This is a genomic window from Flavobacteriales bacterium, from assembly GCA_013214975.1.
GTDB lineage: Bacteria > Bacteroidota > Bacteroidia > DT-38 > DT-38 > DT-38.
Map to the genome: position 1 here is coordinate 1 of JABSPR010000030.1, position 12,575 is coordinate 12,575.

Annotated in this window: 13 protein-coding genes; 4 read left to right on the forward strand and 9 right to left on the reverse strand. The window is 36.1% G+C overall.

Going from position 1 to position 12,575, the window contains the following annotated elements:
- Positions 1–230: 230 nt before the first annotated feature.
- Positions 231–560, forward strand: coding sequence for a hypothetical protein (locus tag HRT72_02230; protein NQY66528.1), 330 nt, complete (start codon positions 231–233; stop codon positions 558–560).
- Positions 561–704: 144 nt separating this feature from the next.
- Here HRT72_02230 and HRT72_02235 read toward each other — a convergent pair whose 3' ends face one another.
- The 6 genes from HRT72_02235 to HRT72_02260 all read right to left on the reverse strand — a co-directional run bounded on the left by HRT72_02235 (position 705) and on the right by HRT72_02260 (position 3,678).
- The gene (locus tag HRT72_02235) at positions 705–1,046 is read right to left on the reverse strand and encodes a hypothetical protein (GenBank protein ID NQY66529.1); all 342 of its coding nucleotides are present in this window, start codon (positions 1,044–1,046) and stop codon (positions 705–707) included.
- A gap of 313 nt (positions 1,047–1,359) precedes the next feature.
- Positions 1,360–2,289: a hypothetical protein gene (locus tag HRT72_02240; protein NQY66530.1), complete on the reverse strand. Its 930-nt coding sequence runs from the start codon at positions 2,287–2,289 to the stop codon at positions 1,360–1,362.
- A 12-nt stretch (positions 2,290–2,301) separates the two neighbouring features.
- A complete protein-coding gene (locus HRT72_02245; GenBank protein ID NQY66531.1) occupies positions 2,302–2,733 on the reverse strand; it encodes a YiiD C-terminal domain-containing protein in 432 nt (143 codons plus the stop codon).
- A gap of 165 nt (positions 2,734–2,898) precedes the next feature.
- Positions 2,899–3,078 carry a hypothetical protein gene (locus tag HRT72_02250; GenBank protein ID NQY66532.1) on the reverse strand — a complete coding sequence of 60 codons (180 nt, stop codon included), beginning with the start codon at positions 3,076–3,078 and terminating at the stop codon, positions 2,899–2,901.
- Between the two features lie 102 nt (positions 3,079–3,180).
- Complete coding sequence (locus tag HRT72_02255; GenBank protein NQY66533.1) at positions 3,181–3,381, reverse strand: hypothetical protein; 201 nt, start codon at positions 3,379–3,381, stop codon at positions 3,181–3,183.
- Positions 3,382–3,393: 12 nt separating this feature from the next.
- On the reverse strand, positions 3,394–3,678 hold the full coding sequence (locus HRT72_02260) for a hypothetical protein (GenBank protein NQY66534.1): 285 nt from the start codon (positions 3,676–3,678) through the stop codon (positions 3,394–3,396).
- Positions 3,679–3,891: 213 nt separating this feature from the next.
- Here HRT72_02260 and HRT72_02265 point away from each other — a divergent pair, with 213 nt between their 5' ends.
- The 3 genes from HRT72_02265 (at position 3,892) to HRT72_02275 (ending at position 9,608) form a co-directional block, all read left to right on the forward strand.
- Positions 3,892–4,152 carry a transcriptional repressor gene (locus tag HRT72_02265; protein NQY66535.1) on the forward strand — a complete coding sequence of 87 codons (261 nt, stop codon included), beginning with the start codon at positions 3,892–3,894 and terminating at the stop codon, positions 4,150–4,152.
- Positions 4,153–4,319: 167 nt separating this feature from the next.
- Positions 4,320–8,684, forward strand: a complete 4,365-nt coding sequence (locus tag HRT72_02270) for a T9SS type A sorting domain-containing protein (GenBank protein ID NQY66536.1) — start codon at positions 4,320–4,322, stop codon at positions 8,682–8,684.
- A gap of 447 nt (positions 8,685–9,131) precedes the next feature.
- Positions 9,132–9,608 carry a hypothetical protein gene (locus HRT72_02275; GenBank protein NQY66537.1) on the forward strand — a complete coding sequence of 159 codons (477 nt, stop codon included), beginning with the start codon at positions 9,132–9,134 and terminating at the stop codon, positions 9,606–9,608.
- Between the two features lie 3 nt (positions 9,609–9,611).
- Here the strand turns inward: HRT72_02275 and HRT72_02280 are convergent, their stop codons facing one another.
- From HRT72_02280 to HRT72_02290, 3 genes are all read right to left on the reverse strand, one after another.
- A complete protein-coding gene (locus HRT72_02280) occupies positions 9,612–10,223 on the reverse strand; it encodes a flavin reductase family protein (GenBank protein ID NQY66538.1) in 612 nt (203 codons plus the stop codon).
- 220 nt (positions 10,224–10,443) lie between these two features.
- A complete protein-coding gene (locus tag HRT72_02285) occupies positions 10,444–11,196 on the reverse strand; it encodes a sulfite exporter TauE/SafE family protein (GenBank protein ID NQY66539.1) in 753 nt (250 codons plus the stop codon).
- Between the two features lie 69 nt (positions 11,197–11,265).
- A partial coding sequence (locus HRT72_02290; GenBank protein ID NQY66540.1) for a T9SS type A sorting domain-containing protein occupies positions 11,266–12,575 on the reverse strand: 1,310 nt, incomplete at its 5' end.

Here is a 12,575-nt window from a genome sequence, read left to right on the forward strand (position 1 = left end):
TGAAATATCTATTCCTAAGGCTCTATTCAATACTTCTGTTTCCATAAATTTAATTTTATAATCACCTTCTTTCTTCTTCACTTTGGCTCGTTTTTAATGCAGTCTCGTTTAATACGGACTTAGGTACTAGTTGAAGTTCTAAGAAAAAAACAGAAGAGTGGTAAATCTAAAATGCCGCATCGTTTATCAACGTGTCTAGCTAAGCGCTCCCTTTCTCTTCTGCTGTGATTTTGTGTACTATATTTAAGGGAATAATTAATAGACATCAAACATACGAGCTAAGCGTTAAACGAGATAGAAAAATTGAGGTTATACAAAGTCCGCAATCTTCTCTCTATGGCCCAGGTGCTATTTCTGCTGTAATTAACATATTTACAAAAGAGGTAACCAGGGATTCTCCTAAGAATGAAGTACAAGTAAATCAAGGGGTCGTCGATAATTACACTAATGTTGAGCTTAGGCATTCGAAAATCATAAATGACGACATCAACCATAGTGTTTATTATGGAGGAGACACAGGTATTCCGGACATAATTAAGAACTTGATGATGTCTCAATAAGACCAGATAAGTAGGTCTGTGAGAGGGAATTTTCCCCGAATATACATGTCTAAGTTGTTGGGAGTTTGTGATAAAATTACTGGCAATTTTTGGGCAAAAAAAAATCCCCTGAAATTCGGAGGATTCTTTTAATTTGATAATGTTCTATTCGTCCTTATGGTCGTGACATGCTTTTGAATAAGTGTGTCCTTCTTCTCCATGTTTATAGACACACTTGCCTTCAGTCTTGCAAGCTTCTGTGCATTCGTGTTTTACTTTGTCATGTCCGTGTCCATGATCTGCATGATTGTGACCTTCATGCGCTTCAGCTGCTTTTTTGCAAGCCTCGCTGCATTCATGCCCTTTCTCTCCGCACGCTTTTACGCATTTGCCTTCTTTGGTACACTCCTTTGAGCATTCATGCTTCTTTCCATGGTGATCGGCTGCCGTAGCTTGAAAAGCTACAGCGCTTATCATCATGATTAAAACTAATCCTATCTTTTTCATACTAAAATTGTTAAATGATTTGAACTCTAATTTATATTAAAAGTGACTAGCATTCAAATCGCGTATCATAACCATAATTTAAATTAATGGATAGAGTGAAGTATGAATACAATTAATTTAACCAAATGTATCTTTTATGTAGTTATATGTAATATTAATAGATATAATGTATTAATAATGCGAATTAGTGTTAATGATATTTAGTAAAAATATATTTTCTCATATATGAGATGGTTACCTGTTACGAAGATCCGCGAAAATGCAATTATTGAGTATTTATGTGCAATTTCAATGCCTAATTGCATACTAATTGCTATTTAGCAGCATAAATATGCAATTTCTTGTGAACGAAAGTTTGGAAAATTGGTTGAACAGATACCCAAGGAATTTCAGATAGTAATACAACAAATAAGACTTCTGGCCCAAAAAACTGAGATGCCAGGAGGATCATTAGCCCATTGTTCATGTTGCCGAACATAAGAGCATTGGTCCATTTTTCGATTTTGCTTTCGGAGGGCATTAGGTATCCCAGTAAGAATCTTGCAAAGAATAAGACGAACATGAGGGCAGTGATATAAAGAGTATTCATGCTCATCATGTGTTTTCCCAAATAGGGTTCGTTAACAGCGATAACAATTCCTAAGAATATCGACATGCCAATACTTCCTACTAACCCGGATACAGTTTTAATCTTGATCGTAATGGTTGGAAGAAATTGTCTGAATATGAAAGCTAGTAGAGATGGAATAAAAACCATTTTTGCTAGAAACAACATCATTTCGAGAATGGATATTTCAAGTTCAATGTTGAATAGGTTCTTCGTTAAGAATGGGAGTGTAAAGGGCAATAGTGCTGAGCTTATTACGACATAAACAGCCGACCAAAGTATGCGAAGGTTAAGAATACTAGCAAGTAAAGGAGTAACTACGGCTCCAGAGGTTGCCAAGATTAAAAACATGCCAACCCTTATGTATTGGTCGAGAGCAAAGGAAATTGCAAAGAACACTAAAGGATGTATAATTAGATTTAGGAGTACAAAAAGACAAAGACGGCCAACGTTTTTCTTAATGTGGATAATTTCGCTAAAATCGATTTTTAGGCAACCTAGAAAGAGAGAGAGCATTAAAAAGATACTACTAAATTCTTCTCCCCATGTGAATAAGCCTGGAAAGAAAAATGCAGTTACTCCGAAAATAAAGAGTAGAGCACCAAAATTATTCTCAACTAACCGTACTAGAAACATTGTTCTGTAAATTTATTTTGAAAGCGAGATTACTTTTATATACCAGAGGAATTTACCAGTAAAGGTGGTATCACCTTTTTTGTCTCTTACAGAAACATGAACTGGAACAAGAGCTGGTTTTCCATTTCTTAGAGCCTCTTCATAACCTGCAAATTCTTCTTTTCTAATTTCTGTGTAGGCGGTTAAATCATCTGTTCCGGCGGCGCTGTATTTGGTTTCGGTTCTACGGAGAACTATAAATATTTTTCCTTTAAACTCCCAAAATGCTTTTTCTACAAATGTGCCGGTTGCTAATTCTGCCAAACAAAATTGAGCTCCAGCGTGAGCGGTCTGAACATGGTTTTGAATGTTTTCTGAAAAGGGCATCGTAAGATTTCCTTCTTCGTTTCTTTTTAAATTTAAAAAAGTAGAGAGTTTAAAATCTTGTTTCATCAAATCACTCATCACAGATAATTTATTAGTTGGATGACAAATTTAGTCTTTCAAAATAAGACAAAGAAGCTGGAGATGGGCTATTCAATATTACCTTGCATGCTGATGCTACTTGTGAAAATAGGGACGAAAAGAATGGCTGCTTTAAGGCTTACATCCAAGGAGGATAGATCACCGTTAATTTCCTCTAATTTCCCAATAGTCGAAATCATTATTCGTGTATGTTTTAAGTTCTATTGAGTTGTCTACTTCCCACGAATCCCAATCTTCACTGGTGTAAGTTTTCAGTTTGAGCGATTGCCCCAACACAAATGTTGTAATTATTGTACTTAATAGAAGAAGGAATATTTTTTCCATGTTGGATGCTCATCAGAAATTGAGCCATGATTTTTTAGTTAAAAACCGAACCCAATATGTAATCCCAAGCTAATGTGAGTGTCTTCTGGATCCCAGGCATACTCAAGTACCGGTCCTAGATGAAAAATTATATATTTCCCATTCGTATGCCGTTTCAATATGAAGAGCTGGATTGATATCACCTGTACCTTCAAATGTAATTCCAGGAGATACATTAATACTAAGACCATCAAAAGGCCTATAGCTAGTTACAATACCAATCGTAGAATGTAAGTGCTCGTCGAAAATCCGTTCGTAGCCCAACCCTAATCCAAATTAAGTTCTACTAAAACTGTATACATAATGGAGATGTAGGCCGTAGCTGAACTCTTCTTCACTTATAAAATATACAGGAGAATTGGCAACACCAATTTCGTGAGGATGATGATCGTGATGGCTGTGGTCATCTTCGTGATCGTCATGGAGGTGTTGTTTCATAATAGGATCTGCTGCGAGGGATAAAGGATCGACTTTAAAATCATCTTTTGAAACTTCATCACCAGCATAGGCGAAAGAGCCCATGCTTAAAATTACTAGAATGAAAGTCGCTTTTAGAAACATTAATTTTACTATTGAAACATTGTTGCAAATATAGTTAGATTTGTAATAATGCAACGATGTTGCAAACGATAAGTGATGAGTAATTTATTAAAGCAGAAAAATATTGGAGAAACAGACTTTCGAAAGATGGTTCTCTGCGTTTTCTTAGATCATTCAAATGCCCTCACTATTTCTAAAATAGAGAAATAATTAGATTCTTTCGATGGTGTTACTTTGTATCGAACTATCAAAACTTTTAGAGAGAAAGGATTAATCCATGAGATAAGTATTGGTGGCGAAGAATCGAGTTATGCGATATGCCAAGATACATGTAGCGACTCTGCTCACCACTACCAACATGTTCACTTTAAATGTGATAATTGCAATGCCGTTTATTGCGTTGAAGTAGAACAGTTCCCAAGTGTTTTTTTGCCAAAATTCAAGATATCTAGCTTGGAAATACAAGCTACTGGCTTGTGCGAAAAATGTTTATAGGGTTTTGAAATTATTATATATTGTTATTAACCAGTCGGTTATAAATACTTTCAATTAAAATTCATTTTTATCCAAGGGTAGGTGTTCGGCACTGACATATATAGTTCAAAAGAGATATTATCTTGAAAGTATAGTGAATACTACCAACCTTATTCAAGTTTAAAGAAATGAAAACAAATTCTAACGTCAGCAACACGGAAATTTTTCGAAAGATAATTACAATTGGATTTCTAATTTCGGTTTTATCTGTTCTATCAAATAGATTACATGCATCAGATTACTATTGGGTAGGTGATGGAGGTAACTGGAGTGATTATGGGGTTCATTGGGCAACAACATCTGGAGGAGGTGTTTTTCACACGGCTTTACCCTCAGGAAATGATAATGTTTATTTTGATGAAAATTCATTTTCTGGTGCTTTACAGGGAGTCAACCTTAATGTTGCAGCAACATGTAGCGACATGAGCTGGGTAGGATCCGGAACTGACATGCCAGACTTTGGGGGTGGAATGGATCTCAATATATATGGATCTCTTCAATTGGAAAGTGGAATGACGGTTAGCCTTTCTAGCCAAGTATTATTTATGTCAGATGACTTGGGTGAAACAATTGACATGGACGAAATTGGATTACCCAGTGTTTGGAATGTAATCTTTAATGGAGATGGTGAATGGACATTATTGGATTCTCTTAGTATACCGAATGCCAGCCTGCAGGTCGACAAGGGTGTTTTTAATTCTGGTAATCAATTAATTAGGAGTACACAAATTAATTCTTGGATTGGTGGTATAAGAACTATTAATTTAGGAGCATCTGATGTTTATGTAACCTGGGGGTTGAATTTATTCTCCACAGCTGGTTTAACATTCGATGCCGGTACATCTCACATATATACAGAAACCACTTCGATTTGGTTATCTGATCCCATTACTTTTTATGATATAACATTTGATCCAGGATTTCCTTCAATTATTAATCTAGCGGGACAGTTAACTTTCAATGATATAAATCTCGCTGTAGATTGTGATCTTGCATTAGAAAGTGGCCAGGTATATACTGTTAATGGAACAATTAATGGGGTTGGGACTTGTGCTAGTTTATTTCAACTTTCTTCATCATTCCCTGGAGAACAGACGACTATAAATAAGACTTCAGGTTCTCTTAATTTAAATTTTGCTGCAATAGCGGATGTAATTGGAGTGGGTGGAGCTGCTTTTAATGGTATAAACAGCAGCGATCTTGGGAACAATATAGGCTGGTCTATTTCATCACCGGTGGCCTTAAATTATTATTGGATTGGAGATGGAGGAAATTGGAGTGATGTTTCTAAATGGTCTTTGTCTTCCGGTGGTCCAGCAACAATATGCATACCTTCTATTAATGATAACGTGTTTTTTGACGCTAATTCTTTCTCGGCACCAGGTGAAATAGTAAACGTAGATGCAAATGCATATTGCAATAATATGGATTGGACTGGTTCAGGTTCTGATTCACCAGATTTGGGTGGTTGGAATCCTTTGAGGCTTAAAGGTTCGTTAATCTTTGAAAGTGGTGTTACGAATTCGAATACAGGAACATTAACTTTTATTTCTAACAACTCAGAAACAATCACAAGTGCTGGTGTAACAATAAATGCTTGGAGCCTGGTTTTTGATGGAGGAGGAACTTTTACATTAACTGATGAACTGAATGCATTTCAATTGACTTTAAATCAAGGTACACTCATTACAGGAAATAATGATGTTAATATAAATTCTTTTAGTACTAATTCATCCAGTACAAGACAATTTAATTTGGGTTCGAGTGACGTGAATTTATTGGGTAACTGGAGTGTTGTAAATTCTACTGGCATGACATTGAATGCGGGTACTTCAACAATAAACCTTACCGGAAGTTTTTCAGGAGGAGGACTTGTATATGACGATGTAGTTCTAACGTCGATAGGAAATGCCTACATAAATGATAATAATTCGTTTGATTCATTAATACTTGCTGGAACTGGAACAATAGACTTTGTTTTTCAAGATGGCACGAATCAAATGGTAAATTACCTTATTGATGAAGGAGGAGATTGTGCAAATCGTAAAAAATTAAAATCTTCATTTGGGGGTATACAGGCTACGATAACCGATGCAGCGGGTACAAATAATTTGGATTATGTAGAGATTGAAGACATGGTAGTTGTTGGAGGTGCGGTGTTCAATGCAACAAATGCTAATGACTTAGGTAATAATTCGGGTTGGAATTTTACAGCAGGAGTACCGCAAACGTTTTATTGGATTGCAGGAAGTGGAAATTGGAATGATCAAAATAATTGGTCGATGGCTTCCGGTGGCGTAGCATCTGGTTGTATTCCTTCTCAAATAGATGACGTGGTTTTTGATGCCAATTCATTTAGTATCGGTAACGAAACGGTTACAATTGATGGTGCGTCTTACTGTAATAATTTTGATATGACTACTGCAGGAGTTGGTTTAGGGGCATTATCAAATAATGGGGCATTAAATATATATGGAGATTTCCTCTTACATAATACAGTTGATGTATCAAGTTATTCTGGAATAATAAATTATAGGGCATCAAGTGCGGGTAATCTAATAGATACTTATGGAATAAGCTTTCAGTCTAGTATGTACTTCAATGGTTCTGGTGACTGGTCATTACAAAGTGATTTATATATTCCGAGTAATTGGAGTGCAATTAATTTTGAAGAAGGAACATTGAATACAAATAACTTTACTGTAACTGCGGCCAGTGTTATCTCTAATTCAAGTTTATCTCGATCACTAATTCTAGGTTCTTCTACCATTAATTTATTAAGTACATGGAACGGCTGGATAATTAATGATGCAACTAACTTTAATGTTACACCAGGTACTTCAATTATTACAACCGCTGCAAGTGGCGCTAATACATTCTTGGGTGGCGATGAAGACTACAATGCTGTAGTGTTAACGTCAACATCGGCAGTTAGAATAGGTGGTTCAAACCAGTTTAATTCACTTACAATTACATCCAATGATATAAGCTTTGAAGGAGGCAGTACACAAACCTTTGTATCTGCAGCAGGTCTAGTTATTCCAGATGGTACAGGTTGTTCAGATTATACTCAATTAACTTCCAATGGTGGCACTGTTTCGTTTGTAGCTCCAGCCGGAACGTTCAATGGAGATTATATCTCCATAAATAGTATCAACGTAAGCGGAGGAGGTGTCTTTAATGCAACAAATTCTATAGGCGTAGGAGATGTAAGCGGTTGGACTATTTCTGGATTCGCAGGAACAGACTTTTATTGGATAGCAGGAACCGGTAACTGGGAAGACGCTACTAGTTGGTCTCTTTCATCAGGCGGAGCGGCTGCAACTTGTGTTCCTTCAATTTTAGATGATGTACACTTTGATGTGAATTCGTTTTCTGTTCCAGGACAAGTAGTTACTATCGTAACTAATGGAGATTGTAAAAATATGGATTGGACAGGTGCTCTTAATTCTCCTGATTTAGCCGGATGGGGTATTCTTAATGTGAATGGTTCTTTAACATACATCTCTTCAATGAGCGCATCGTATAGTGGTTCAATTAACTTTATCAGCTCGGCAAATGGAAATACAATAACTTCTGTCTTCCCATGGTCTTGGGGTACTGTAAACTTTAATGGCTCTGGTGAATATTCTTTTAGTGATGATTTTTCCGCTTCTGGTTTGGTCAACTTTAGTAATGGAACATTAAATACGAATAACAACACGATTAATCTTTTATCAGGAGGAAGCTTTAATTCGAATTCTACCTCACCAAGAACATTAAATTTAGGTAGCTCTACTTTAAATGTAGATGGATGGTCTATTAGTGACCCAACAGGTTTAGTACTTAATGCGGGAACATCCACTATTGAAATGTCGAGTGCTAGTTGGACTTTTGTTGGCGGCAATCTTATTTATAATGATGTAACGATTAATCAGAATGGTGGTTTGTTGAATATGACAGGGTCAAATACGTTTAATCAATTACTTCTTCTTCCTGGTACAGATTTAGTGCTGGATGCCTGGTCTACCCAAACGGTTTCGGATTTGGTTGTAACAGGTACTTTGATTGGAAATATTAGTATACAAAGTAGCACAATAGGAGATCCTGCTACAATTTCACAAAGTACAGGAACTGTATGTGGAGACTATCTGCTTCTTCAAGACATTACTGCAGCTGGAGGTGCTACTTTCATAACAGATAATACGGTCGATAACGGTAGCAATTTAGGTTGGTTCTTTGGACCATGTATTCCTACTGCAGTAGAGGAGGAAGAGATGGTAGATTCCATTACCGCATATCCAAATCCAACATCGGGAGTAGTAACAATAGATGTCAAAGGAAATAGTTTGGAACGGATATTGGTGTTTGATATGACGGGTAGACGAATACTTGACATTTCTGCTCAGCAGAAAACAATAATTGATTTGAGCAATCAAACAGAAGGAATGTATTTGCTCAAAGCAGTGTCAAAAAACAAATCGAAAATGATAAAGATTGTGCTAACTAAATAAGTCTTGGTTTAATAACTACTCAATCTTTAATGAAAGTCCGGCAGGTGCGTTTGTTGGGCTTTTATTTTGCATGAAATTATTTTTACTTCATTGAGTATGGTTTTTAATAGCTACGTAATTAAACTGAAATTCAAATTATAGAGATTAACACTAGAATAAATTGAAGCCAAATGGACTCAAGAATTTAGTATCCCAATATGGTATCAATTACGTGCGTAAAAAGCATCAGTTCCCTTGGTATTAAAGGGGTGTTTGGTATATTCAATTCTGTATAAATATTATTTTATTGTAAATTACATGCAACTTTATTCTAAAAACCACGTAGAAATACGGAATCATTAGATTATGAGCTATTTACGTAACATATGTTTTGCTGTCTTATTCCTATGGCTACTGGGAATAAATTTTAACAGTTATTCCCAAAATCAGTTTGGGGAATTTTATAAGATGGCTAGAAAAGTTAGTCAGTTGAGTATAGACAGTGCAGAAAATCCGGAAAGATGGCATGCACATAACTATATGATGTTCTTATTGCTTAACCCGCGGTTAAATTTTGTGGATTTAGCAACTTTTGACAAGCATCAAGTATTTAATACTAAATACAAGAACGGTAAGCTTACGATGGCTACTGTGAATTTTGAGAGCAGTAGAAATGGTCTTAATATTCGAAGTGACTTGAATGTAGTTTCTATTGAGATATTAAATAAATATGATATTGTCAGTAAAAAAGGCCAAGATTTAATTTTTCCTATAGGATTTGAAAATACTCAGGCAGGAAGAATAAAGCATAACGACAAAAGAGAAAAATATGCTCTTGAGTTTAATGAGATTGCTAAGTTGGCCGATATTAAAATGAAATTCAAACTCTCTGCGATAAGAGAGAATTGGTATATAGCAACAGATCCAATTCTATCAGACCGATAGTTTCTATTGAGGTCTGGCTATCGCAAAGACATCTTTTAAATTAGCATATTCATTCCCTCCTAATCTCGCTAAAGGATTAATTTTCTTGGCGTTGATAGTCACTTTATCTTCCTCTAAGCTAACCATCTCATCAGCTACGTATAGTTTTTCTACTTGTGCAAACAATAACGATTGCGGCTTGTTTCCGATCTCCTTAATTTCATACAAAGAACAACCATAAGCAATCGAGCAATCTTTTAGTCTTGGCATATCGAAGCCTTCGAAATCTACAAGTTCTAATTTTGCAAGATCTACTTCCGATTTATTTTGAGGTAGGTCTTTGGCTGTGAGGGTTACCTGTTCCGCTAAATCAGCAGAGGCAATATGAATAACCATCTTTTTCGAAAACGTCATATTCTTAATCGTGTCTTTCAATTCTCCCCCTGGTTTTGTGCCAACGGAGACCATTAATAATGGCGGGTTGTTTGTGATTGGCGTAAAGTAAGAGAAAGGAGCCAGATTATAGTTTTTCTCACTAAATTCTGAGAGTATCCAAGCAACCGGACGAGGCATTACAGTTTGTGTTGTTAGATGATAACACTCCGCGTCAGAAAGTTCAGTAAAGTCAAAGTACATGGCAGCTAAGATTTAAATTAGAATGCAAATATAACTGACCTTCAACTGACTTTCTACTATTCAATAAATTCGTCTGATAATCCTCTGTAGAAAAAGCCAATTCTGGACACAATATTGTTCACTACGTATAGATTTTTGAAATTCTATCAAATAAGATTTCGATTTTAGGTATAATTAAAATCTATTATGCAAAATGGGAATATATGTCTGCAACTTTCTTCTAGAGGTCAAACCAAAGTTTGATAGCCATTGCAGTAACCATCACTACCATAAATCGCTTAATCCAAACATCCCCTTTTTTAACAGACCATCTGCTAGCTATCCATGCTCCAGAACTACTACCAACTGCTAAGGATAACCCATAATACCAATGAATTTGATCTTGTATTAAGAATACGATTAAGGCCGCAACAGTAAATGTAAATACCACAAATACTTTAACGCTATTAGACCTTACAAGCGACATGTTGTTTATCATCGAAAGAGCAGCAAGAATTAGAAACCCAACACCTGCCTGAATGAACCCACCATATATTCCAATAAAAAAAAATACGGTTATACTAAGCAATTGGTGTTTATTTCCGAGTTTTTCGAGAACATCCTCTGGATTTTTAACTGGATTAAAAATGGTGATGAATACCACTGCAATCATTATTATGGCAAGTATCTGATTGAATAATTCACTGTCCATATCAACGGAGATCTGAGCACCAATAACTGCTCCAATTAGAGCCGATAATCCTACCCAAAGGCTAAAGGGATAAACAAAAACACCCTTGCTTTTAAAGCCTGCAATGGAAGACATATTCTGAAAGAATATGGATACTCGATTAGTTCCGTTAGCAACAGAAGGGGGGAGGCCTAGAAAAATTAGAATAGGAAGAGTGAGTAGAGAGCCCCCGCCAGCAACAGTATTGATGAAACCAGCAATAACCCCGACTACAACCAGTAGCAATAGTTCTAAATAATCCATCCTAATAAAAATGATTCATTAAGAATCAAAAGTAAAAGAAAGTGGATTGTAATAGAGCTAGATTTGGACTTATTCTACAATCACATTCCCTTTACCTAATACTTCCTCATCGGAAGAAATAATAAAGTGGTATTGGCCAGCTCCTAGGTTATTTCTATTAATGTTAAATTGAGTACTTGAGGTTGGGTTAAAAGTTCCAGCATGTTTTCCCATTGCATCAAATAGATCTAACTTATAATCCTTATTAAATTTATTTGAAAAATTGATAGTAGTGTAGGCATTGAAAGGATTTGGATAAGCAATCAATTTTGACTGCTCCCCTAATTCTTCATTATTTTTAGTTGGCAGTATGGAAAATTGGAGATCGAATCTTTCTGCAGTTGTTGTGTCTGAAATGTTGAAGATGTAAGTATTTGTGTTTACTAAGTTTGTTATAACTCCAGTTAAATTATCAATTAGAAACACATCTGCATTAGCAGGAATATTGGAGAGATTGACCGCTTCTAATGTATAGCTCCCTGTAACTCCTACCGTTGTGGTTATTGGTATTATTAAGTTGGATACATTATCCGGAACATTGTTAAATATTAGATCATGGCCCTCAGAAGAAGTTGTTGATATTGAAGGTGCCGATGGCTCGAAAGAATCTAGGTGAATGGCATCAAATTTATCTCCAATTCCTTCGGTCGCATTAGCGCTAAAAATTACAATTGTTTCATCGCTGTAGGAATTTATTGTGCTGCTTATTTTAAGTTTAAGACTGCTATTAGAAAAGGATCCAATGGATTTAATAAAGGCCTTAGGTGTAATATCTTTGGCTGATTCCTTTATCTTTAAGCTAGGACTAGCTGCCGTTGCATGTACCCAGAAGGCCTGTGAAGAAGGGATAATACTATCAATTCCATTCGCTCCACTACCAGCTCCTCCAATATAAGTTCCGTACGATCCCAAAGTAGGATTGTACATCCAGATAACATCTTCAATATTGTTTTTGTCTGAACCTGAAATTTTATTCCAATTGATGTTACAAGGGAAGGGGTTCCCAATAATATTCCAACCATCTTCATCGCTATCTACAGGAGAAGAGTTTTCCGTGTACGTTAATTTTGGAGTGGATCCAGTATTAAATACTTGATCTCCTGTGTTGGGAGATCCGGTAACGCTTAAGGTATAGTCTCCGGTACTGATATAAATGTTAGTACCTCTGCTATCTATTGAATTCGTGATGTTGGTTGCCTCTTGCCAGCCTCCAACAGATGCCCCTCCATCAATAGATTCATCGAATGTATATACAGAGACCCATCCAGTTGATTGTGTTGCGCCAGTGAATCCCATCATTGGTAATTCGGGCCAATCTGCTAAAGTTGAATTTTGAATTG

Bases quoted from the DNA above. Each gene is read 5' to 3' on its own strand.
- HRT72_02240 (NQY66530.1), bottom strand. From the start codon at position 2,289: ATGTTTCTAGTACGGTTAGTTGAGAATAATTTTGGTGCTCTACTCTTT.
- HRT72_02285 (NQY66539.1), bottom strand. From the start codon at position 11,196: ATGGATTATTTAGAACTATTGCTACTGGTTGTAGTCGGGGTTATTGCT.
- HRT72_02260 (NQY66534.1), bottom strand. From the start codon at position 3,678: ATGTTTCTAAAAGCGACTTTCATTCTAGTAATTTTAAGCATGGGCTCT.
- HRT72_02280 (NQY66538.1), bottom strand. From the start codon at position 10,223: ATGTACTTTGACTTTACTGAACTTTCTGACGCGGAGTGTTATCATCTA.
- HRT72_02270 (NQY66536.1), top strand. From the start codon at position 4,320: ATGAAAACAAATTCTAACGTCAGCAACACGGAAATTTTTCGAAAGATA.
- HRT72_02245 (NQY66531.1), bottom strand. From the start codon at position 2,733: ATGAGTGATTTGATGAAACAAGATTTTAAACTCTCTACTTTTTTAAAT.
- HRT72_02275 (NQY66537.1), top strand. From the start codon at position 9,132: ATGGCTAGAAAAGTTAGTCAGTTGAGTATAGACAGTGCAGAAAATCCG.
- HRT72_02250 (NQY66532.1), bottom strand. From the start codon at position 3,078: ATGGAAAAAATATTCCTTCTTCTATTAAGTACAATAATTACAACATTT.
- HRT72_02235 (NQY66529.1), bottom strand. From the start codon at position 1,046: ATGAAAAAGATAGGATTAGTTTTAATCATGATGATAAGCGCTGTAGCT.